The 24035-nt window shown below is 34.5% G+C and carries 20 protein-coding genes, 1 tRNA gene and 4 pseudogenes; 11 read left to right on the top strand and 14 right to left on the bottom strand.

Annotated features, from left to right (window positions below):
• Positions 1 to 8 precede the first annotated feature (8 nt).
• The 5 genes from leuC to LZP85_RS02740 form a co-directional block, all read right to left on the bottom strand.
• Positions 9 to 1403: a 3-isopropylmalate dehydratase large subunit gene (leuC, locus tag LZP85_RS02760; RefSeq protein ID WP_226639800.1), complete on the bottom strand. Its 1395-nt coding sequence runs from the start codon at positions 1401 to 1403 to the stop codon at positions 9 to 11.
• A gap of 228 nt (positions 1404 to 1631) precedes the next feature.
• Positions 1632 to 2039 carry a cupin domain-containing protein gene (locus LZP85_RS02755; protein WP_226639802.1) on the bottom strand — a complete coding sequence of 136 codons (408 nt, stop codon included), beginning with the start codon at positions 2037 to 2039 and terminating at the stop codon, positions 1632 to 1634.
• Positions 2040 to 2082: 43 nt separating this feature from the next.
• Positions 2083 to 3111: a TauD/TfdA family dioxygenase gene (locus tag LZP85_RS02750; RefSeq protein WP_226639804.1), complete on the bottom strand. Its 1029-nt coding sequence runs from the start codon at positions 3109 to 3111 to the stop codon at positions 2083 to 2085.
• A gap of 2 nt (positions 3112 to 3113) precedes the next feature.
• The gene (locus LZP85_RS02745) at positions 3114 to 3698 is read right to left on the bottom strand and encodes a cysteine hydrolase family protein (RefSeq protein WP_226639806.1); all 585 of its coding nucleotides are present in this window, start codon (positions 3696 to 3698) and stop codon (positions 3114 to 3116) included.
• Positions 3695 to 4864, bottom strand: coding sequence for a LeuA family protein (locus LZP85_RS02740; protein ID WP_226639807.1), 1170 nt, complete (start codon positions 4862 to 4864; stop codon positions 3695 to 3697). The genes LZP85_RS02745 and LZP85_RS02740 overlap by 4 nt, the downstream gene beginning before the upstream one ends.
• 191 nt (positions 4865 to 5055) lie before the next feature.
• On the opposite strand from LZP85_RS02740, the gene pheA reads away from it, so the two are divergent.
• On the top strand, positions 5056 to 5877 hold the full coding sequence (gene pheA / locus LZP85_RS02735) for a prephenate dehydratase (RefSeq protein WP_226639809.1): 822 nt from the start codon (positions 5056 to 5058) through the stop codon (positions 5875 to 5877).
• A 150-nt stretch (positions 5878 to 6027) separates the two neighbouring features.
• Here pheA and LZP85_RS02730 read toward each other — a convergent pair whose 3' ends face one another.
• On the bottom strand, positions 6028 to 6546 hold the full coding sequence (locus tag LZP85_RS02730; RefSeq protein ID WP_226639810.1) for a DJ-1/PfpI family protein: 519 nt from the start codon (positions 6544 to 6546) through the stop codon (positions 6028 to 6030).
• A gap of 141 nt (positions 6547 to 6687) precedes the next feature.
• On the opposite strand from LZP85_RS02730, the gene LZP85_RS02725 reads away from it, so the two are divergent.
• A complete protein-coding gene (locus LZP85_RS02725) occupies positions 6688 to 7062 on the top strand; it encodes a winged helix-turn-helix transcriptional regulator (RefSeq protein WP_226639812.1) in 375 nt (124 codons plus the stop codon).
• A gap of 288 nt (positions 7063 to 7350) precedes the next feature.
• On the opposite strand, the gene LZP85_RS02720 is transcribed toward LZP85_RS02725, so the two are convergent.
• The 4 genes from LZP85_RS02720 to LZP85_RS02705 form a co-directional block, all read right to left on the bottom strand.
• Entirely contained in the window at positions 7351 to 7965 is a 615-nt protein-coding gene (locus tag LZP85_RS02720) for a GNAT family N-acetyltransferase (protein WP_226639814.1), read from the bottom strand.
• A 5-nt stretch (positions 7966 to 7970) separates the two neighbouring features.
• Positions 7971 to 9353, bottom strand: coding sequence for an amino acid permease (locus tag LZP85_RS02715; protein ID WP_226639816.1), 1383 nt, complete (start codon positions 9351 to 9353; stop codon positions 7971 to 7973).
• A gap of 298 nt (positions 9354 to 9651) precedes the next feature.
• Positions 9652 to 10656, bottom strand: a complete 1005-nt coding sequence (gene gap / locus LZP85_RS02710) for a type I glyceraldehyde-3-phosphate dehydrogenase (RefSeq protein WP_226639817.1) — start codon at positions 10654 to 10656, stop codon at positions 9652 to 9654.
• A gap of 123 nt (positions 10657 to 10779) precedes the next feature.
• Entirely contained in the window at positions 10780 to 11961 is a 1182-nt protein-coding gene (locus LZP85_RS02705) for an aromatic amino acid transaminase (RefSeq protein WP_226639818.1), read from the bottom strand.
• A gap of 402 nt (positions 11962 to 12363) precedes the next feature.
• On the opposite strand from LZP85_RS02705, the gene LZP85_RS02700 reads away from it, so the two are divergent.
• The 3 genes from LZP85_RS02700 to LZP85_RS02690 all read left to right on the top strand — a co-directional run bounded on the left by LZP85_RS02700 (position 12364) and on the right by LZP85_RS02690 (position 15119).
• Positions 12364 to 12741, top strand: a complete 378-nt coding sequence (locus LZP85_RS02700) for a cupin domain-containing protein (protein ID WP_226639819.1) — start codon at positions 12364 to 12366, stop codon at positions 12739 to 12741.
• 2 nt (positions 12742 to 12743) lie between these two features.
• The gene (locus LZP85_RS02695) at positions 12744 to 14006 is read left to right on the top strand and encodes an MFS transporter (protein ID WP_226639820.1); all 1263 of its coding nucleotides are present in this window, start codon (positions 12744 to 12746) and stop codon (positions 14004 to 14006) included.
• 405 nt (positions 14007 to 14411) lie between these two features.
• On the top strand, positions 14412 to 15119 hold the full coding sequence (locus tag LZP85_RS02690) for an IS6 family transposase (protein ID WP_226639821.1): 708 nt from the start codon (positions 14412 to 14414) through the stop codon (positions 15117 to 15119).
• 256 nt (positions 15120 to 15375) lie between these two features.
• Here the strand turns inward: LZP85_RS02690 and LZP85_RS02685 are convergent.
• The 3 genes and pseudogenes from LZP85_RS02685 to LZP85_RS02675 all read right to left on the bottom strand — a co-directional run.
• Positions 15376 to 15893, bottom strand: a pseudogene (locus LZP85_RS02685) (transposase); the annotation flags it as partial.
• A gap of 333 nt (positions 15894 to 16226) precedes the next feature.
• Positions 16227 to 16942, bottom strand: a pseudogene (locus LZP85_RS02680) (AAA family ATPase).
• 32 nt (positions 16943 to 16974) lie between these two features.
• Positions 16975 to 17394, bottom strand: coding sequence for a hypothetical protein (locus LZP85_RS02675; protein WP_226639626.1), 420 nt, complete (start codon positions 17392 to 17394; stop codon positions 16975 to 16977).
• A gap of 224 nt (positions 17395 to 17618) precedes the next feature.
• Here LZP85_RS02675 and LZP85_RS02670 point away from each other — a divergent pair.
• The 5 genes and pseudogenes from LZP85_RS02670 to LZP85_RS02650 form a co-directional block, all read left to right on the top strand.
• A pseudogene (locus LZP85_RS02670) lies at positions 17619 to 18326 on the top strand (IS6 family transposase).
• A 432-nt stretch (positions 18327 to 18758) separates the two neighbouring features.
• Positions 18759 to 20300 carry a spore germination protein gene (locus LZP85_RS02665; protein WP_226639625.1) on the top strand — a complete coding sequence of 514 codons (1542 nt, stop codon included), beginning with the start codon at positions 18759 to 18761 and terminating at the stop codon, positions 20298 to 20300.
• Complete coding sequence (locus LZP85_RS02660; RefSeq protein WP_226639623.1) at positions 20281 to 21384, top strand: GerAB/ArcD/ProY family transporter; 1104 nt, start codon at positions 20281 to 20283, stop codon at positions 21382 to 21384. The genes LZP85_RS02665 and LZP85_RS02660 overlap by 20 nt, the downstream gene beginning before the upstream one ends.
• Positions 21381 to 22415 carry a Ger(x)C family spore germination protein gene (locus LZP85_RS02655; RefSeq protein WP_234561963.1) on the top strand — a complete coding sequence of 345 codons (1035 nt, stop codon included), beginning with the start codon at positions 21381 to 21383 and terminating at the stop codon, positions 22413 to 22415. The genes LZP85_RS02660 and LZP85_RS02655 overlap by 4 nt, the downstream gene beginning before the upstream one ends.
• A 324-nt stretch (positions 22416 to 22739) precedes the next feature.
• Positions 22740 to 22952 (top strand): annotated as a pseudogene (locus LZP85_RS02650) (tyrosine-type recombinase/integrase); the annotation flags it as partial.
• An 85-nt stretch (positions 22953 to 23037) separates the two neighbouring features.
• Here the strand turns inward: LZP85_RS02650 and LZP85_RS02645 are convergent.
• Positions 23038 to 23109 (bottom strand) — tRNA-Val (locus LZP85_RS02645).
• Between the two features lie 105 nt (positions 23110 to 23214).
• Here LZP85_RS02645 and LZP85_RS02640 point away from each other — a divergent pair.
• Entirely contained in the window at positions 23215 to 23976 is a 762-nt protein-coding gene (locus LZP85_RS02640) for an arylamine N-acetyltransferase family protein (RefSeq protein WP_226639620.1), read from the top strand.
• Positions 23977 to 24035 lie beyond the last annotated feature (59 nt).

Here is a 24035-nt window from a genome sequence, read left to right as displayed (position 1 = left end):
CTCCATTATTATAAATCTGATGGACTAGCAATTCGTCCCATTATTGCACTAGCTGCTGCTACAGCAGGGGAAGCAATATGTGTCATTGAACCAGGTCCTTGTCTTCCTTCAAAGTTACGGTTACTTGTTGAAACAGAACGTTGTCCTCTCTGCATACTGTCTTCGTTCAGACCTACACACATTGAACAGCCAGATAGTTGACGAAAATCTGCTCCAGCCTTTTTGAATATAATATCCAATCCCTCATGAATTGCTTGATCTCTTACTTGGATTGATCCAGGAACGATTACCATATGTACTTCTGGATGAACTAAGCGTCCTTCTAAAATACTCGCCACTATACGCAAATCTTCTATGCGTCCATTTGTACAAGATCCTACAAATACTTTATCTATTAGAATGTCTTGGAGACATTGACCTTCTTTTAGCTTCATATATTCAAGAGCACGTTGAGCTGCTACTTTTTCACTTGGGTCTTTATAGCTCGCTAAATCTGGAATACTCTCATCAAAGGAAATATTTTGAGATGGATTTGTTCCCCAAGTAACTCTTTCATTAACTTCTCTACCATCAATGACAACTTCTTTATCGAAGAAGGCATTAGAATCACTCACAAAATTACGCCACCTTATAATTTCTTCCTCCATATGAGGTTTTCCGTCTAATACTTTGTACAAATAATCGATGGTTACATTATCAACACCAATAATCCCCGCACTTGCGCCTGATTCTACTGACATATTGCATAATGTCATTCGGGCTTCCATACTGAGTGAATGGATTGCTTCTCCAGCATATTCTATAACATGTCCAATTCCGCCGCCGGTTCCTATGTGACGAACAATATAAAGTGCCAAATCTTTTGAAGAAATATGTTCTGGTAAAGTATTTTCTACTTTTACACACATAGACTTAAACTTTTGGAGTCTTAAAGTTTGAGTTGCTAATACATGCTCTACTTGACTTGTACCAATACCAAAAGCAAGCGTAGCAAAGGCACCATGCGTAGTTGTATGTGAATCACAGCAAACAAGAGTCGTTCCAGGCAGAACAAGGCCTTGCTCTGGTGCAATTACATGTGTAATTCCTTGCCCAGACTCCCCAAGCTTATACAAAGGAATACCAAATTCTGAGCAGTTTTCACGTAATAGATCAATCTGTTTTTTACGTATTGTATCTCTTTCTAGTACTTCAACAGAGCGAGTTGGAGTATTATGATCCTCAGTTGCTACAGTTAAATCTGGTCTCCTTACTTTCCTTTTATCAGCACGTAAACTATCAAATGCTTGAGGAGTATTAATTTCATGTAATAAATGCATATCAATGTAAATTAAATCTTCAGCATCGCCTAAAGACTTAATGCAATGCTCATCCCAAATTTTTTGAAGTAAAGTTTTAGCCATTACTTATCCCTTCTTTGCCGATAGGTTTTTAATAAATATGTTCATAAATTATTTAGTAGCGCAAGGTTTGATACTCATCACACCACATATATTGTTCTATGAAGTCAGTTGTAATACGATAAGGAGCAATAATAAATTAATTGCTCCACTAATTTTTTTCAATATCTCATCAGTTAATTTCTAAGACTGTAGCACATAACTTGAAAAAGCAAAGTGAATAGATTAGATTTATTTATGTGCAATATCTAAGACATTTTGCGCAGGTTTTTCCCATACAATCAATGCCAAGCAACCTTTCTCACTTCTTGAGCTATGTTGACTACCAGGGGGTAATAACATTAAATCATTTTTCTTTAATGTTCCTTGATTGGTAATCATTTCACCATCGAAAATATATGCAAATTCATAACCTGTATGTACGTGAAGTGGAGATTCACCACCGGGATAATAACGGATAATAGCAGCACCACTTCCTCCAGTTTCCTCCGGATGAAATAACCAGTGAATTTCAGATTCTAACCGACCGCATTTACCAAATGGTGTAAAGTCAATATCTACCTCGGAAAGCATTCCTATTTTATTTTCCTTAAGAAGTACTGGAAGACCTGAGATAAGTCTACTTAATTGATTTTCCATAGGTTGGGATTTCCTTTCTCGTTTGCTATATTATAACTACGATTTAATTTTTAATAGTTTCTTTTATCTGATCCTTTGCACAACCGTAAATACCATTGTTCCAGTAATCAGCATACGTATCAGCTACTTTAGAATCCTTAAATGAATATGTTTTTAAGAGCCAACGTTTAGCTGTATCTTCTGCATTATTTACTTCAATACGTTCACGATTATGAAGTCCAGCTTGATTTGCAAAAACCAATAAATCTCCATTCTCCAGTCGATGACGTACTTTAGGAGACTTCGTCATAGCATCTTTAAATGCTAATAATGCTTCAACTGCACCTCTTGGTGCATTAGCAACAGGCTTAGTAAGAGTATCTTGAAAACAGATATTTCTGCCTTGGAGAATAGCATGGGAATTTGATTTTTCCCAATTTTCTGCCTTTTCTCGTGTTAAATCATCTACTTCAGTATAATACCAATTTTCACTTAACATTAGGATTTGCTCTAACGATAAGTGATTAATAATATCTTGGCCATCTACGTAAGTAGTATAAACCAAGTCATTTGCAGGACAACGTACACCTAATAAAGTTACATAATCTGCTCTGACTGGATGACTAGTACGATCATTATGAAAAATTAAATCTCCATCAGTAAACCCAGTGCGCTTACCTTTAAATCGATTGATGCTTACTACATCTGTAAAGAAGTCACCATTATTTCGAGATGCGTAAGATAATAATGGATTACCCAAAAGGTAAGCGAATGTACCTAAAAATGCTTCTCCAAGGAATGTTTTCTTAAGTCGATACTTATCATTTACTGGATCATCGTGATTTAAGTCTGGAACTTCATTATCTACAGGACAATTTTTAAGAACATGAACTTGTTTACCATTTTCTCTGTCTTCGCGGATATGTTCACACAATTTAATGAAGAATTCTGGAATTAAGTTTTCTTGAATATTACGAATCATAGCCTCTTTGAATTTAGAGTATTCTACATATGGTGAAATTGAAGCTACATTGGAAAGTGCTAAACACAATTCATTATGTTGTTCTTCTGTAAAAGTATGGATTGCCTTCATAATTAATTTTCCTCCTTAATTAATCGCTCAACATTATAGATATCTGAAAGTTTTTCAATAACATTCATAGCACATTCATGACTATACGAATTACTTGACGCAATACAATCTGATAGAGTTCTAACTTCGTACCCACGATCGTGCCCACTTAATACAGTGCTTAACACTACAAACTCTGTTGCTACTCCTGTCAAATAAAGCGTATCAATATTCATTGAATCTAAGACTATTTCTAAATTTGTATTATAAAAAGGATCAATACGATTTTTTGTGACCACAACCTCCTCTGGTAAAGGCTTAATTGCATCGTGTACCTTTGTCGCCCACGTACCTAGTAAGACTTGTTGCTTGTTCTTCACTTGACGAAATAGTTTAGATTTTTCACTCCATTCCGGATAACCCTCACTAAAACCAACGATTACATAAATAACAGGAATACCAACTTTTCTACAGTGTTCTATAGCTTGGGCAGTATGGGCGATTGTTTGTCGCTCCTGTACTTGATTATAAAAACCATCTTTTCCGACACTTCCGTTTTCATGAGTAATATCATTGATTAAGTCAAGCACAAGTAATGCTTTCTTCATTTAATTACCTCCAGTTTGTTATGAAGTTCATTTTGAATCTTCTGTTTAAAGGAATTTAAATCATCGTAAGGATTTTCATTTTGTCCAGCAATAAATTTTTCATATAAATAATCAACTTCATTATCATTTGTTACACCTAAATCCTTAAGGATATGACGAAGTATTGTTCTTCCTGAATGACGAGAGACTAAAATTTGTCTCTTTCTTCCAAAGTCCTTAGGTTTTACATATTCATAAGTATCAGGGTCATTTAACATACCTTGTTGGTGGATCCCCGCAGCTGTGCTAAATACATACTTCCCAAATAAAGGCTGCATACGGGATTCTTCTAAGTTAATAATTTCTTTTAATTTCAAGTAAGTTTGATAGAGTTTATCAAGTTGAATATTAGTATCTAAGCCGTACTCCTCTCCCTTGTATGCAAGAATGGTAGCCATTTGTTCAAGGGAAGTATTTCCTGCTCGCTCACCTATCCCACCAATAGTTGCTTGAATCTCATCTGCACCAGCTTTAATACCTTCTAAAACATTTGCCACGCCTAGACCTAAGTCATTATGGCAATGTGTTGAAACTTTAATTTCAGGGCCAGATACTTTACGTACAAAACGAATTAAATCTCCAAAAGATGTAGGAGTTGCGTATCCTGTTGTATCTGCAAGAATAATTTGGTTTGCTCCTGCTTTCATAGCTGCTTTAGTAATTGCTTCCACGTAGTCATATTGACTACGACTAGCATCCTCTATACCTACGGCAATATTTTTTAGGCCCTGTTCTTTTGCATAAGTTACTGCTTCAACTATTTCAGCTAGTCCTTGCTCCCGCGTAATATTTCTCTTATTTTTCAAGTGTAAATCGCTACCGGTAGCTACCAGCATTACTAAATGCTGATCACTCACTCCCCCAGCCTCTAAAGCAATTTTCACGTCTTTTACTTGAGCACGGGAAAATGTAGCAAATGATGCTCTTGTCAACTGGGCGCTAATCATTTGAGTCGCTAAGAAATCTGCAGGAGATGATGCAGGAAATCCAGTTTCAATAGTATCTATCCCAGCATCTTCAAGCATTAGAGCTAGTTTTAATTTTTGTTCGGGCGTCATAGCATTACCTGGCGCCTGCTCACCATCTCTGAGCGTTGTATCAAGAAAAGTAATAGTACGTTTTTTCATACGCTTAATCAACAACTCCTAAAATTTACTTCAGTGAGTATTTTATTCCATACATCACGGGTTATAAATACCTAAAATTGGGTATTTAAGTTAATTTATTAGTCTTATAGTATAGTGCTGGTAATAATGATTTTAATAAACCTATATGGGAATTTAATTACAATATAACTAAGACTAAAGGAGTTGTAGAATTGAAAGTTGCATATCTGGGACCACAGGGTACATTTTCAGAAGAAGCTGCATTTCGTTATTTCTCACCCAATAAAGTAGAATGGTTAATGTGTGATTCTATTTTAGACGTACTGGATGCTATAAAAGAATTGAAAGTAGATAAGGGCTTAGTACCTATCGAAAATTCTATAGAAGGCACAATTAATATGACAGCAGATGGTTTATTAACGGATGATTTTTTTATTGAGGAAGAAATAATACTGCCAGTTTCTTTAAACCTACTTACAATGAAAGGAGTGAAAACTAACCAGGTAGAAGAGGTTTGGTCGATTCCTCCTGCATTAGCTCAATGTAGAGATTATATCAGGGAATTAAAAGCTACAAGTAAACATTTTAACAGTACATCCTCTGCAACTAGAGCTTTACGTGATAAAGCTCGAAAAAATGTAGGAGCTATTGGATCAGAATGGTCTGCACGCATGTTCAATTTACAAGTTACAGAAAGAAACATCCAAGATCATCACGAAAATTGCACTCGATTTGTATTGGTAAGAAATTCTCGAAGTGCAATAGTTAATGCTGCAAAAACCCTCCTAGTTGTAACACCAAACGATGAACGACCAGGTATATTAGCAATCATCTTAAATGTCTTTTCTTCCCTTTCAATTAACCTTACTTGGATTGATTCTCGACCTACGAAGAGGAAACTAGGTACATACCGTTTTTTTATAGAAGCCGAAATGAGTTTATATAAAAAGAATATCCATAAAGCTATTGCTATTCTAGAAGCCTATGGACATAAAGTTTCAATTTTAGGTAACTATAATACAACAAAATTATAAGACTAATGTATTTATATTTTTACAGGCGTAAGTTCTAGTTACAATAATGAACGTTATTGATAACAGAATAAACAGGATAAAAGCGAATTTGTATAAAATACAAACTCGCTTTTATCTCTAATCTATCGAACATATTCTTAACATTGGAAATTATGTCAATGCTTTTACAAGGCTCCGACCAAATTCTTTGGCCCCTTCTGGACCATCACCTGTAATGATATCTCTATGAACAATAACGTGTTCTGAAACATAGTGTACTTTATTTTCTTTTAATACATTCATTTGGACATCTACTGGATAGCATGTGGCTTTTCGTCCTTTTAATAACCCAGTGTTTACTAGAGTCACAGATCCTGCACAGATGCCAGATAAAAGAATCTTTTGCTCATAAGCCTGCTTTAAATAATCTTGTAAGTCCTGATTTCCCCATAAATAATCATTTGTTCCAGATCCTCCAATAACGGCAATAACATCGTAATCTTTAAAAGAAACTTGAGAAAAAATTACAGTTGATACTACTCTACCGTGATAATCTCCTATAATTTCACCAGTTTTCGTGCTTGCAATAGTCACCTTAATTCCTTCATTTTCTAACACTTCTTTTGGCTGAAATAATTCGTCTTCGTTAAAACGTTCTGGTGGTATAATAAATAATGCTTTCTTATCCATTGTATGTTTTCCTCCTGAGGTATAAAAAAATTCAAATACTAAACATAGTTTAACTCGGTTAGGGTAGCCTGTGAAGAACGCACTTTATTGTGCGGAGGTTACCAAAAGGTTACTATTATAAAATAAAGGGGAATAAAATTTATGTCAGATACACTACGAGAAGAAATTAAAGAGAAAATCCTTCGTGGAGATTTTAATTGTGAGAAGGAGCTTACTTTATCTATTTTTAGTGGGAAATGGAAAATTGTGATTTTGTGGCACCTAGGGGTAGAAGGACCACACCGGTTTAGCCAACTTCAAAAGCTTTTCCCAAAAATATCTCATAAAATATTATCGAAGCAATTACGTGAATTAATGGAAGATGGAATAATACATCGAACAGTGTATCCTGAAATTCCTCCTCGAGTTGAATACTCCATGACTGAACGAGGAATGACATTATTGCCTATAGTTGAAATGATGTATGAATGGGGAAAAAATAGAATGTGTGAGTTAAAGAAAGATATACACCTTTGAAATACTGGATTGGTCGCATGTATCATTCCTATATTATTAGCGTTAACTCCTCTTCTTAAACTGTGTCACACTAGTTGTTTAGCCTCTTTATGTAAAAAATAATTTTCCATAAATATGTTTTTTTAAAAAAACATCTCTCTAATTATTAGAAAAAATTAATAACTAGAGAGATGCTTAATTTTATTAACTCTTCTTTCTGACTTTCTATAAGAAGATTGAGAGGTAAGACCGTTAAAAGTTTTATCCAATTAAATAAGAATGTTTGTCTACTGTTTTAAATAGAAGAGGTCAAATTGTACCTTCCCTAAATATTATATTTTCTTTTTCACCTCCCTTAGCTAAAAGTTCTTCTAAGTGGACTTTTACTGAAATCCACTCTTCATTTGTAATACTGTAGAGAACAGAATCACGGATATACCCATCATATAACCTTCTTTCATTGCGTAAGACTCCTTCTCGCACTCCTCTAATGCGCTCAATTGCCCTTTGAGCCATTACATTACGAACATCCGTTTTAATTTGTACACGTATCATATTTAGCTTTTCAAAGGCATACTGTAACAATAAATATTTACATTCAGTATTAACGCTTGTTCTTTGTACAGATTTATCATAAAAAGTAGATCCTAGTTCAACTGTATTACAATTAAAAGATATATTATATAAACGAGTACTTCCAACAATCTTATTACTAGTTTTATCTACCACTACAAAGGGAAGTTCTGTCCCCTTATCTAGATTCCCCAGTGCCTCTATTACTATTTTTCTCATATCTTCTGGACTATCCATTTTTCTAGTCATATATTTCCATAAACTTGGATTTTTATGAACGATATTATATAGGGACTCTATATCTTTTATGTTCATTAGTCTTAATTTTGATTTAACACCCATTAACTCCATAATTTTTAAACTTTCCTCTCCAAATTAAATATTTTTTTAGATAATTTGATTTTTCTTTGACCTTTAAAAAATGAATAGATTGTTACCAGTGAAACGAATATTACGCAAACTACTGAACTTGGTCTATTATCAGGCCTTATTAAAAAAACAATGAAACTAGTAGTTAACACAATTATAGAAAAAATAGTTAAATAAGGATAAAACCATAGTTTGAAATATGGCTCTTGTTTGTAAGTTCTTCTAAGTTTCAGCTGAGCTAGGCAAATGCTAATCCATATTATAGAAACTGTAAATCCCGGAATAGCTAATAAATAATTAAAGGCTTTATCTGGATATAAATAAACAATATATGTTCCTAATAGTAAAAATATAACGCTGAACAATAAACTGTATATAGGAACTCCCTTTCTATTGACGTACGATAAATACTTTGGAATATCTCCTGATTTAGATAAAGAAAAAAGCGTTCTTGTACAGCCATAGATACCTGAATTGGCGGCAGATAGGACAGCTGTTAATAAAATGAAATTCATAACATGAGAGGCCCCTTGAAGCCCCACAATTTCAAATACTTGTACAAAAGGACTAGCATTTACATCAATTTTATCCCAAGGAATTAACCCACATATTATAAGGATTGGTAAAGTATAAAACAACATAACTCTCCACATAACACCTTTCACTACCCCGGGTAATACTTTTTCCGCATTCTTCGTCTCAGTAATAGTTAGGCCAATTAATTCTGATCCCCCATACGAAAAAATAACGACAAGTAATGTAGAGAAAACACCCGTCCAGCCATTAGGAAAAAAATCAGTATAGTTTTGCATGTATGAATCGCTACTTTCGCTTGGCACAAACCTAATTAAAATAGCAGCCCCAACTATGATAAATGCAATAATAACAAAGATTTTTATACCGGCAAACCAAAACTCAATTTCTCCAAAAGATTTTACACTATTAGCGTTTATTAAGATAAGTACTACAGAACAAAGTAGACAAAGTATCCACAAAGGAATACTAGCAAACCAATATTGCAAGAAACTTCCTGCTGCTATCACTTCAATTACACAAACGGTTAACCACATAAAACAGTATGTAGAGCCTACTATAAAAGAAAAGCGTTTCCCTAATGCTTTCTCAATTAAATCTTTCATATTATGAGAAGGATGAATAATGGCCATTTCAATTAAAGCTCCCATAACAATCATGAGTAATAAACCAGCAAATATATAAGAAAAAATAACTCCTGGACCTGCTAATCCCACTGTATCCGCACTTCCTTTAAAAATTCCAGTACCTACAGTCCCTCCAATTGCAATCATTCTAATATGACGTGGTAATAACTGTTTTTTTAATTTTTGACTGGGTATATTGTTTTCTATCATAAATTCCTCCGAAGTTAATTAATTGTACATAAAAAATCCATACTGAAAGAATCAGCATGGATAAAGTCGAAACCATACTTAAGACTTATAGAAATAAATAAAAAAAGAACTAAATAAAGTTAATAGAAACATTACTAACATCCTCAAAAAATATTGAACGATACGAGACATTTAATATCTATTGAAAATGACTATACTTCCGAAAATTCCTTATTTGTTCTTCTTCTAAAACAAATAAGGAATCTCCCTAACAAGAGTTAATGTTAGAGAAAATTCCTTATTCACTAATTAATTTATTTTACAACCCTTTGCTAGCGATATAAGCTGTTAAGTCTACAACTCGATTAGAATAAGCCCATTCATTATCATACCAAGATACGACTTTAACCATATTTTCACCTATAACCATTGTTGATAATGCATCAATTGTAGAAGAGGCCGGATCTCCATTATAGTCTTTAGAAACAAGAGGCTCTTCATTATAATTTAAAATTCCTTTTAATGGTCCTTCAGCAGCTTCTTTTAATGCCTCATTAACTTCTTCCAAGGTTACATTTCTTTCTAATTCAGCTACTAGATCTGTAAGAGACACATTTGGTGATGGAACTCGCATTGCCATCCCATTTAATTTCCCTTCTAATTCAGGTAATACAAGGGTAACTGCTTTTGCGGCACCTGTTGTTGTTGGAATAATATTTAATGCTGCTGCACGAGCGCGGCGTGGATCTGAATGGTTAAGATCAAGTATTCTTTGATCATTGGTATAAGAATGAATAGAAGTCATAAGACCCTTAGCAATGCCAAATTTATCATTAAGTACTTTAGCATAAGGAGCTAAACAATTTGTTGTGCATGATGCATTAGAGATAATTGTATGTTCAGAAGGATCATATTGATCTTCATTAACCCCCATAACGATTGTAATGTCTTCATTCTTAGCAGGAGCAGAAATAATGACCTTTTTTGCTCCACCTTTTAGATGTGCTGCTGCTTTTTCTTTTTGTGTGAAAATTCCTGTAGATTCGATTACGACTTCTACACCATAATTACTCCAAGGTAGATTTCCTGGTTCACGTTCAGCAAAAACTCTAATTTCTTTTCCATCAACAATAAGATTATTCTCTGCAGCCTCTACCTTTGCGTCAAGTGCTCCATGATTTGAGTCGTATCTTAACAAATGAGCAAGCATATCTACATCCGTCAAATCATTAACGGCAACAACTTCTACCTCTGGATTTTTCATTGCAGCACGGAATACATTACGCCCAATTCTCCCAAAACCATTAATACCTACTTTTACCATATCCATTTCCTCCTAGATTCAATTTATAACATGTAAGGGTATATTAAACTTTTATATAAGAAAATATCTTTTCTTCTTCACGACTATCCAGAAAATAAAATTTAAAAATATCAAAAAATATAATCAAAGAACATTCATCATTGCCTTAGCAACTCGTTCCATATCAGCTGTACTAAGGCTGGCTATGCACATTCTTCCACTATCTAAAAGATAAATACCGTAATTTTCTCTCAAAGATTCTATCTTTTCTTGTGAAAGATTAAGGTAAAGAAACATACCTTTTTGTTGACGGTAAGGCATAATTTCATCAATAATGCCATTGTTAGACAGCTCAGAAAAGAACAAACTACGTCGTTGGTCAAGATCGTTACGTATGCTTTCAACTTCTTTCTCCCAATGAGCAAAACGTCCAGTATCATTAATAATGTGACTTGCAATAAAACTGCCATGTACTGGGGGCATAGAATAACTGCCTCTGATTAATCCTCTTAAGGTTTTCTTCCAATGAGCCAACTTCTCTCTATCTTTAAAGACAAGAGTCAATGCTCCTGTACGCTCATCATAAATCCCCATATTTTTCGAGAAAGAATTACAAATAATAAGTGTATCAACATATTTCTTAAAAATAGTAAGAGGTTCAGCATCCTTTTGAATTGAATTTGCAAAACCTTGATATGCAAAGTCGAATAAAGGAATAAGTTTTCGCTTCGCGAAAAAATCTGCTAGTAGCTTCCAATCAAAAGATGTAGGATCAATTCCAGTGGGATTATGACAACAAACATGCAATAACACAAAATCCCCCGGATTTGCCTGTTGTAAGTCATCTAACATGGTATTTAAACAAAGTTGATCCTTATTTGCAGCTTGATATCCGTAGTACCCAAATCCACCTAAGTGACTCTCTAAAAGTGCAGGGTGGTTTTCCCATGTTGGGGAACTTAACCATATTTTAGCTTGAGGAGCATAATGTTTTATCAACCGACCAGCAAGGTGGAGAGCTCCACTAGCACCTAAAGTTTGAGTCACTTCGGTATATTCATCCTCATTAATACCTTTTGTATCTGGAAACAATACAGTACGTACAGCTTGATGAAATTCTGCTGCGCCCGAAATATTAAATGATGCTTTACTAACTTGATTCTTAGTACGGTAATATTCGGCTTCTTTTACTGATTCAAGAATAGGAGAAACTCCATCTTCATTTGTATAAATACCTGCCGTTAAATTTACCTTTTCTATACGCTTATCCATACTATATTGTTCTAACAACTGCATAATATTAGTTTTTTTCTGAGATTTTATCATATATATTCACACTTCCTTTCACACTATTATTTTACAAACATGAATTAACTTGATTAGTTGTTCTATGATTCTAAATAGAGAATTAACAACGTATCACCCATCTATTTAATAGATAACCATGCGTGTAATCAGGTGTGTAGCTAATATACTAAATTAATATGAAATTAACTTAAATACCTAATATTAGGTATTTATTTATTATTTTTAGTTAGATAACATGGTTCATGTAAATACCAAATCAACCAATATGAGGAATATTTAAGGAGCGTTTAATTAAATGATACTTATGGGTGTGTTATTAATGGATTAAAATATGAAATTAAAATTTTTTTTAATTAAACATACAAAAATAAGAAAGGAAAGTATGATAATGTAAAAGTAATATCATACACGGTGAACAATATGAACTTTAAATTACCCGTACTTCACACACTAGATCAATTAGGGAAACTTTCTGAAACAGAAATTAACTTTGAATCTTATAGTGCAAATGAGCGCTCAAGCTCAGATATTCATTGGTTATTTAGACCTGAGGAAACTGGAGGTTCTGGTGCTGCTCTAATACGTTATAAAGCTGGTGGGACTTCTCCTCTTCATGTACATACAGGCTTTGAACTTGCTTATATTCTTGATGGAGAATTTATTACCGATCAAGGTACCGTTAAAAAGAACGACCTTATTTTGTTACCTCCAGGAAGTCAACATAATTCAAGAAGTGAAACTGGAGCCTTAGTTCTAATCATTTGGGAAAAACCTGCTGAATCTGTAGAGGGACAATGAATATGGAAGCAAAATATTCATCTGCCTCTAAATATCGATGGTTAATACTGTTTATTGGCGTTATTGCACAAATCACTTTTGCAATAGGGTTTGCAGGTATCCCTACTGCTGGAGTTATTATGCGCAATGATTATCACTTTACCATTGGTCAGTTAGGATTTGTCCTTGGATGTATGGGATTGGGTGTTGCAATTTCTGAAATTATATGGGGCGTTTTAACAGATAAACTTGGAGATAAGGTTGTTTTAATTATTGGACTTGTATCAATGGGTCTTACCTTTTTAATTATTTCATTTGGTTTTGTACCCAAAGAAGGCATGCTTCCTAGTTATAAATCTTTGGGAATACTATTAATTATTGCCGGCGCAGTAGGAGGGAGTATTAACTCTTCTTCAGGCAGTGCAGTCATGACTTGGTTTCAAGATAATGAGCGAGGCTTTGCAATGAGTGTACGCCAGACAGCTATTCCAGTGGGTGCAGCAATTGGTGCAGTGCTAGTTCCCTATATTGCTTCAGTGTATGGCTTCGGCCGTGTATTTCTTATTCTTGCTATTTTATGCTTTGTTGTAACTCTTAGCGTATGGATTTGGATGGTAGAGCTTAAAGTATCAGATGCTCCTACATCTACTTCAGATAACGGAGGAGTTTCTCCACTTAAACGAATGTCTGTATGGAAAATTGCTATAGCTGGTGCAGCGTTAACATTTCCTCAGATGTCAGTACTCACTTTTGCATCTGTGTTTCTTACTGACGAACATCATTTAAGTATGGGAACAATATCGATCATTGCTTTTAGTATTCAAATTGGCGGTGGTTGTTTAAGGCTGCTCACTGGTCGAATTACTGATAAATATAAAAATCGACGCAAATTAATTTGTATTATTGCTTTGATTGCAGGAATAGCAGGCATAATACTTGGATTAGTATCAAATCAAAATATCTATATTGTAGTATCTTTACTCATTCTTACTGGACTTGCTGGAAATGCTTGGCATGGCATTGGATATACGGAGATTGCAGTGAGCGCTGGTGTACAGTATGCTGGTAGAGCATTAGGAATGTTAGGGGCAACAGTTTTTGCTGTATCTTTCCTTATTCCTTATATGATTCCATTTATATTAAAACTAACTTCGTGGAATGGTGTTTGGATCGTGGTAGGTGTTGTATCCCTAATTGCTTGGCCACTTATGGTTGAAGTTAAAAGAGAAACAGATAATAAAGAAGTTAGGATATCTAGAACAAAAGAAGGAAAAAGTATTAGTTGAAATATAAATTTTTCATCAATCAAGCCAAATCAAATAAGTGATGAACACACTTAATTTGATTTAGAACCAAACTGTTATCTTTTTTAAACGATAGAAAAATTGACTATTACTTTTTTATCTCTCATTTTATATAGCTAGTTTTGTACAGAATTTTCTATAGTAGTAGCACTATGGCGAAGATCTTGTATAACAAAGGTCCTGCGAGTCTTTCAAATCTTTGATATTAATATAACCAAAAATATGTAACAGAATTATTGTAACAATACTTCATTTCGTAATTTTTAATAACAAATAACAAACAACATGTAAAAGGGGTTCTGGTGCAAAAACTTCAAAATATCTGCAGGTAATCTCCCAAACTTGGACAAACTGATACTAGTATTCTAAAAGAAGGACGTGATCAGTATGGAAAAGAAAAATCTATTCAAATGGAAACATTATCAACCTGATATTATTTTATTAACCGTAAGATGGTACCTACGGTACAATCTCAGTTTTCGTGATGTAGTCGAAATGATGGAAGAACGCAGACTATCGATTATTCATACAACCATCATGCGCTGGGTTCACCAGTATGGTCCTGAATTAGATGAGCGAGTACGGAGTCATCTTAAACCAACCAATGATTCTTGGCGAGTCGATGAGACGTATGTGAAAGTCAAAGGTCAATGGATGTACCTCTATCGTGCCGTTTATTCAGAAGGAAATACGATTGATTTTTATTTAAACAAAACAAGAGATCATAAGGCTGCAAAGCGCTTTTTCAAGAAAGCTTTGCGGTCTTTTCATGTTTCCAAGCCCCGTGTGATCACAGTAGACAAGAACCCAGCCTATCGTATGGCGATTGAAGAGTTGAAGAAAGGGAAAAAGATGCCGGTAGGCATCCAAATACGGCAGGTAAAATATCTGAATAACATCGTACAACAGAATCATCTATTTATTAAAAAACGAGTGCGCTCTATGTTAGGGTTAAAATCTTTTCGTACAGCTACATCTATTATTTGTGGAATAGAAGCGATGCATATGATAAAAAAAGGGCAACTTATTTCACGAGACAAGTCTGTCCAAAATCAAGTGGAGTTCATCCATGAACTATTTGGAATTGCTACTTAAGACTAGATTCTACTAGGGAGCTTTTCACCTCTTTACATCTTTCTTCAGTATTTGCACCAGAACCGACAAATACACATACGTAATACCATTTTTGCTTGACTCTTACGTATGTTAAATCGCTTACGATCGTTGTCATTTCTTCTTCCTGATGGAACTCGCGGTTTAGTTCATTCTTCTGTTCGGATTCATTACAGGATTTCGCATGTGGCTTAAACTGAGCTACCGTGTAAGCAGAGACAAGACCCTGCTCTTGCATAATACGCCCAATTCTCCGTCTAGACACGATGAGTCCGCGTTTTTTTAATTCCATTTTAATTTTGCGTGTTCCATAATTTTGACGGCTCGCGTGGAATATTTCGATCACATCTGAGGTTATATCATCCACGGCTGCTCTTTCTTTGGCTTCATAATAGTACGTGCTTCTAGGTAATTGTAGGACTTTGCACATTGCTGATATCGAGTATTTATGTTGATTATTCTTGATGACATTTACTTTCGTCCTAGTATCAACGCGGCTTGCTTTAAAATATCGTTCTCCATTTGAAGTTGCTTAATCTCTTTGCGAAGTCGATTCAATTCCTGTTGTTCAGGGGTTAGGTTGTCCTGTTCTTTGAACGATCCAGATTCCTGGCTTTGATTCACCCATTTGTCCAATGACGAGGGTGTCAAGTTATACTCCCGGCTGATATCCTTTCTTGGCTTTCCATTAAGATAGAGCTGCACGATTTGTTCCTTAAATTCAGCTGTAAATGTTCGTCTAGCTTTTTTCGTCATAGTAGATGCTCCCCCGTAGTATTTACTGTATTCTACTTGACCTTATTTTTTCTGTCCAACTCAGTGTAGCCTATCCAAGCTGCATAAACGATAAATTGTAAAAGTAAACGAGCCTTTGTGTATCAAGGGCTCGTTTTTGTGGTAAGTTCCGGAAAGAGAGTTTATGTTAACTAGATGTGTATAATCTATACATTATTTAAAAGGTTACCAATTAGTAAATCTTTAGTCTCTTCTAAGTGGGTTTCTGCACTTTTATTATCAATAGGTTCACTCCAAGTAAAACCGTCACCTTTGTATCTTGGAGTGATATGTAGGTGATAATGACTCAAATCATTAATCATCTTCTTCAAATAATCGTTCTAACATTGTATCTCTATTGTTTAAAAAAAACTTAGAAATTTGATAATGTTGTGTTTCCTCATAAATAACTTCTTTCAAATCATCTTCATCAAAACTTATTATAGAAGCGCCAGGATAACCTAAAAGAATAGGAGAATGGGTTGCTATAATAAATTGTGCTCTATCTTTTTTACCAAGTCATTGATAATTTTAAGGAAAGCTAACTGATTTTGAGGTGATAGAGCTGCTTCAGGCTCATCTAATAAATAGATAGCTTTTCCACGAAATCTATTTAAAAATAAAGAAAGAAACGATTCTCCATGCGATTGATGGTGTAACGAACGGCCACCATATGCTGCTAATGCCCCAATTTTATCAATATGTGTAGCAAAATCATAAAAGGATTCAGCTCTTAAGAAGAAACCATTTGTGATTTTTGGCATCCATGATAGTCTTATATATTGTCCTAGAGCAGACTCTGCAGCATGAAGTTCATATTTATTATTTCTTCCACCTCCTGCAGTGTTAAAATCACACTTATAAGCTATTGCTTCAAGTAAAGTTGATTTGCCAGTTCCGTTCTCACCTACAAAAAAAGTAACATTACTTTTAATATGTAATTCTTCAAACTTATTAATAGAGGGAATAGAAAATGGATATTTATTATGGTTGCTATTATCTTTAATCAGCTTTATCTTTTTAAGAAACATAAATAACACCTAGTATATTTAGTTTGCCCAAATTACAATTGGTCAAATAACATGTTCATTTTTAAGTGATTTACAATATTAGTTTTAACGTCCTGTTGTAACATTGAATCAAACATTTCTTCAATTAATCCACTTGTTTCTACATCTAAAATCTTTTTAAAAGTGTTCATAACTTCTGTATATCTAATTTCTTTGTTCTCATCAAGAATAGATTCTGCTTCTAATTCTTTTAATACTTTAATGTGTTTGTCTTTTATCTTCTCTTTTATTAATTCAGACAGTACTAAAAAAAATAAATCAATTGATGATCTTTGAGTTGAAGTGATTCCTGAGGTTACCAAGAAGTTATAATACGGAAATTCATCACTTGTTACTTTACATATACTTAAAAGCCTAACTTGTTCTTTTAAAGTGTTTAATTGTTCTTCAAATATTTCTATTTTTTTCTCCATTGTAGTAACTCCTTTAAAAATAAAATAAAAGTAGAAGGATTAATCTTTCTACTTTTTCATTCTAATCTTTAGCTATTTTATAATGCAAGAAAACTTACAACGGCTGCCATATTCTCAGCAATATCTTCAGCGGGTTCTGGTGCAAAAAACTAAAACCACCTGTAAATAACCTCTAAATCTTGGACAAACTGATACTAGTATTCTAAAAGAAGGACGTGATCAGTATGGAAAAGAAAAATCTATTCAACTGGAAACAGTATCAACCTAATATTATTTTATTAACCGTAAGATGGTACCTACGGTACAATCTCAGTTTTCGTGATGTAGTCGAAATGATGGAAGAACGCGGACTATCGATTGCTCATACAACCATTATGCGCTAGGTTCACCAGTATGGTCCTGAATTAGATGAGCGAGTACGGAGTCATCTTAAACCAACCAATGATTCTTGGCGAGTCGATGAAACGTATGTGAAAGTCAAAGGTCAATGGATGTACCTCTATCGTGCCGTTGATTCAGAAGGAAATACGGTTGATTTTTATTTAAACAAAACAAGAGATCATAAGGCTGCAAAGCGCTTTTTCAAGAAAGCTTTGCGGTCTTTTCATGTTTCCAAGCCCCGTGTGATCACAGTAGACAAGAACCCAGCCTATCCTATGGCAATTGAAGAGTTGAAGAAAGAGAAAAAGATGCCCGTAGGCATCCAAATACGGCAGGTAAAATATCTGAATAACATTGTGGAACAAGATCATCGTTTTATTAAAAAGAAAGTTCGTTCGATGTTAGGATTGAAATCTTTTCGTACAGCTACATCTATTCTTTCGGGAATAGAGGCGATGCATATCATTAAAAAAGGACAACTTGTTTTACGGGACAATTCTGTCCAAAATCAAGTGAAGTTCATTCATCAACTGTTTGGGTTGATTACTTAAGACAAACAGTCACTAGGAATCTGTGGCTTTTTTAGATTTTCTTCAAATATTTGCACCAGAACCGTTTATTTCACTTTGAACTAATGCAATATTTTCAGCATGTTTTTGTATCAATTTACTGTCTGCACCAACACAATAAACTAACCCTAAGATAATTTGATTTATTGAATATAAAAAATTGTTATCTCCAAAGAATAAAATTAGTGGAACCACCTCTTTAAAGATGAAAGAGGAAATAGAAAATAACACTTCATACTCTACTTTATTTCTTCTATAATATATCGTTTTATAAATATTAATAACAGATAAAAACACATCCAAAATAGTTTACAGGGAAGCTTGCATTTAGATAAATCAGATTTGAATTTTTTACATGTATTTATAGTTAATGGGGAAAATATTTTTAAAGAAGACTATAGGAGCTTAAATTTAATGAAATTCATTAAAAAATTATTAGGTTACACAAGGGTTAAAAATGAAGATATCCCCTCGAAAAAAGGGTCACAAACCTCTAATGATGTTTTCTCGACAGTTGATGAGAATATATCTATCATAAATCAAATCTTTTCTAACACAGAGGATTTAGTTATCAAAGAATTAAAAATGAAAACCGTAAGAGGTGTTATGATTTACCTCGAAACAATGGTAGATAAAGAAAAAATACAAAAATATATTTTGAATACTTGTTTACAATGGGAATCCGAAAGTGTTTCGACATTACTTAGTACTAATTTTCAGCCTGCGACTATTTTCAATCAAGTTGAGGCTGCTCTTTTAGAAGGTTCTTGTATTCTAAGCTTAGATGGTTATCAAGAGCTATTTATTGTTGATGTTTCTTTATCTAAGGAACGCTCTATTATGGAACCGGAGAACGAAAAGGTTGTTCATGGAGCTCATGATGGATTTATTGAAACCCTTTTGACAAACCTTTATTTACTTAGAAAAACAATGCAAAGTCCTAACCTATCCGTGAAGTACTTTCCTGTCGGTGCACAGGTTAAATCTAAAATAGCACTTGTTTATTTAAATGACCTTGTTAACGAAGAAATAATTCATGAATGCGAATATAGAATAGAGTCCATATCGATAGATACTGTTGTAAATATTGGGTTCTTGGAAGAATTAATAGAAGATTCTACGCTATCACCTTTTCCTCAACTATTAAATACAGAAAGAGTAGATCGGGTGGCGGGACATTTAAATGAAGGAAGAGTTGCTGTTTTAATGGAGGGCAGCCCAACTGCTTTAATTTTCCCTGTTACCTTTTTTTCTTTTTATCAATCACCAGACGATTATAGTTCTCGGTGGATGATTGGGACGTTTATACGTTCTATTCGGCATGCCAGTTTTTTAATTTCAATTATATTGCCAGCTTTTTATATTGCTGTTATTGCGTTTCACTTTGAAGTATTGCCTGATGAACTCGTAAACCCTGTTGGAAGTTCAATTAATAAGATTCCTTTTCCTCCACTAATTGAAGCATTGATTATGGAACTAACCATTGAATTAATTCGAGAGGCTGGAATACGTCTTCCCTCAAGGATCGGTCAAACCATCGGTATAGTTGGAGGGCTCGTTATTGGAGATGCGGTCGTTCAGGCGGGGCTTATCTCAACTACAATGATTGTTGTAGTTGCTCTAACTGCCATTTCTTCTTTTTGTGTTCCATCCCATGGAATGAGTGACGCAGTTCGGTTATTACGTTTTCCCTTTATGTTTCTCGCTGCCTCATTTGGATTCGTTGGAATAGTCTTTGGTTTTATTGTGCTTTTAGCTCATTTATGTAAGTTGGAGTCTTTTGGCACGCCCTACTTTGCTCCATTTGCTCCACTTAGAATAAAAGACATTAAAGATACTTTTTTACGCTTACCAGTTTGGAAATTAAAAACACGACCATTGGATTCACACCCTAAAAATATTGAACAACAAAATCCTTTAAGGGGGTGGAACTACAATGATACGAAAAGAAAATAAAATTTCAAATACACAATTGTTTTTTATTATTATCCAAGTTCAAATTGGAGTGGGTATTTTATCACTACCTCATGACGTATCACTAGTATCCAAAAACGATGGATGGATATCTACTTTACTTGCAGGGGCAATGGTGCAAGTCATTATTTTGGTTTTATGGGGACTTGGCAGGAGATTTCCGTCTTTAACTATTTACGAAATAACCCCTCTTGTAATAGGGAGAAGGTTCGGAAAGGTTATCATTTTCTGTTATGTGATTTACTTTATTGTTACAGGGAGTCTAGTCTTGTCTCGTTTCATTCAAGTAATTGACACGTGGATCCTACAAAGAACACCTAACTGGATTTTAATTTTTTTAACGTTAGGAGTTTGCGTGTATCTTATAAAAGACACTTTAAGAAGCATTGCTCGTTTTTATGTACTTGTTACACCATTATTAATTATCCTATTTGGATTAGTTACATATGCACTGAAAGATGCTAATTTTCTATATATCTTTCCAATTGGTCAATCCGGCATACCAAATATAGTAAAGGGCTCTAAAGAAGCTATATTTTCAATGTTAGGATTTGAGTTTATGCTTTTTATATACCCATATGTAAAGGCAACTGATGGACGTAAGCTCATGGCAATTTCAACTGCCAACCTTTTCGTAACTCTCTTTTATACGTATATGGTGTTTGCTAGTCTAGTCTTTTTTGAAACTAGACAAGATCTATATCTTACTCCTCAGCCTTTGTTGTATATGATTAAATCCTACTCCTTTGAGATTGTCGAACGAATTGATTTATTTTTCTTATCCATCTGGATTATATCTGTTGTTACATCTATTGCAAGTTGGATTTTTCTTGCTTCTAATGGTCTTAAATACTGCTTTACACGCGTCAACCATGCGGCGTCTCTCCTCTATACTGCGGCAGTTGTTTTCATAATTGCTCTTCTTCCTAGAAATGAAACTGACCTTGAAAAATTCAATCAAATTTTAGAGCCGGCACACTTAAGCTTTATCGTGGTTATACCACTCTTTCTATTCTTAATGTCAGTTTTCTTCGCTAAAAAAAGAGATGGAGAACACAATATATGAAGATCAAAAGATTAATTACCATCAGCATATGTTTATTGTTAACAACAGGGTGCTGGGATCAAAATTTGATGAAAAATGCCATTCTAATCCAAACTATAACTTTTGATCGCACTGATGAAGACAAATTTTTATTTGGAATTGCAATACCTGGTATTTATAGCAACTCATTAACATCAGGACAAGAGACTCCAGCTAGTAATAGCCAAACTTTATCTACAATTGCAAATACGCCCAGAGAAGGCCGTATGAAATTAAATACAGAAATACCTGGTAATTTAGATGCTTCGAAAAATAAGCTTATATTATTCGGTGAACAATTTGCAAAAGATGATATTTACCCATCTCTAGATGTGATTTGGCGCGACCCACGTAATTCCATGAGTGCCAAATTAGCAGTAGTAAAAGGTAAAGCCGTGGATACACTCAATATTAAACCTAAGTTAGAGTCAAGTATTAGCCAAAACATCTTAAATTTAATAAAAGGTACTGAAGCAAATACAATCATTCCTAACGAAACCATACAGACTCTCGCTTCAGAGATACTTGACCCCGGTGAAGATGTTGTTCTGCCTTTATTAAAAATAGGTCATAATGGTACAACTATTGATGTGGAAGGCCTAGCATTATTTGATGACAGAAAACTAACAGGAACTCTATCTCAAGAAGAATCCACACTTTTTCTTTTGTTAAATAATAAGAAAGGAAAATATGCACGTTTTACAAAGAATACAAATGATAATAAGGCAAAGATGACAAATTTTATTTCTCTGAATGTTGATAATATGAAACGAAAACTAAATGTTTCTGTAAATAATAATGGAGACGTTTCTGTTAATTTAAATCTGCATTTAGAAATGGCAGTAGAAGAATTCCCTCTGGGAGATGTACCTAAGAAACTTAATCAATTAAATAAAGAACTGTCAAAAAACTTAACTAATGAAGCAGAAGCAGTAATCTACAAGTTGCAAGAAGCTAATTGTGATGCCTTTGGAATCGGAAGGCAACTAATTGCTTTTCACCATGGATCATGATTAAAAAAGGATAAAGCAAGCTATTTTAAAAACGTAAAATTTAAATCAAAAGTAGAAGTAGAGATTGTTCGGTACGGTATTGTTAAATAAATTAATAATAGAGAGAATAACGATGTAACAAGGATTTGAATTTGTTCTTTTAATAATAAGCCTCCTAAATGGAAGGCTTATTATTATTCATATTAAAAGTCAAAAAAGAGAATCTGTTGCATTATGAATTTTCTCTTGGTTTCAAGACCTTGGTAAATGAAATGGCTTATTTATTTATAAAATGAGTTATTACTTTTTCGTATCATTTAGAAATTGAAACTAATAATTTTACTGATTCGCTTTCACGACTTACGTCATACGCACGCTTCCATCTTACTTTCTGAAGGTGTAGATGTTGTGAGAGTATCTGCTCGCTTAGGACACGCTAATCCTAAAATTACATTAGAAACATATGCTCACCTCATTCCAAATGCAGATAATGAAGTAGCGGATATCTTCCATAAAGCATTTGAACAGTCCCGTGAGCAAAATGTGAGCAAACACTAAATTCAACCTAAATGATTAAGAAACAACAAAACACAAAAAAGGCCAAAACCCTTATATACCAAGGGTTTCAGCCTTTTTAATAGAATGACCTGTGAGGGATTTGAACCCCCGACCCCTTCCCTGTCAAGGAAGTGCTCTCCCGCTGAGCTAACAAGTCGCAATATGATGTATGTATTGATATTATTATAGAGATGAATCTGATGAGTTGTCAATACTTTCTTTATCGGATATAGAACGCTTTCAACTAAAGGAGGATGTTCCTTTGAATAGTCAATATTACTTTACTCGCTTTTTGGCCAAGCGCCCGGCTGAGCCAACGCTTGAGAACCTGGCATTTTTGCAGGAAAAGCATATGCTGCATATTCCGTTTGAGAACTTGGACGTGATCAGCAAGACGCCGATCATTACGGACCTTGAGCGCATTTTTGAAAAAGTGGTAATCAATCTGCGCGGAGGTTTTTGCTATGAACTAAACGGTTTGTTTGGCTGGCTGCTTCGTGAAATCGGCTATGATGCTCACTACGTGGGAGCGACGGTGAAAAAGCCCGACGGTTCGTGGACGATTGAAGGCAGCCACGCAACGAATCTTGTTTATCTAGACGGTGAAACGTACCTGGTGGACGTTGGTTTTGGCGATTCAGTTCGAAAACCTGTCCCGCTTTCTGGAGAGGTTGTTCAGGATGTTAGCGGTGAATACCGAGCGCTTCAAATAGACGAAGCTCACTATGACCTTCAGCGCTTTGAAGACAATCAATGGCAAACGCTGCACCGCGTGTCGACAGTGCCAAAAGAATTTCATGAGTTTGCGCCGATGTGTGAGTTTAATCAAACGTCACCAGAGTCGCCTTTTACGCATAAGCGCTTAGTTACAATTGCCACAAAGGAAGGACGCAAAACGCTTTCTGATTCGACGCTTATCGTTACAGAAAACGGACAGAAAACGAAAGAAACGATTGCTGAAGAAGACCTTCCTATGCTTCTTCAACAGCACTTCTATTTATTTTTAATGGACAGCTTTTCATAAGATAAGCAAAAGCAGCGGGACGCAAAAGAGTTATATCTCTTTTAAACATCCCGCTGCTT

The sequence above is a fragment of the Priestia flexa genome (assembly GCF_021441905.1).
Taxonomy (GTDB): domain Bacteria; phylum Bacillota; class Bacilli; order Bacillales; family Bacillaceae_H; genus Priestia; species Priestia flexa.
Note: the sequence above shows the minus strand (reverse complement) of the source record. Positions and strands in the feature narration are given on the sequence as shown.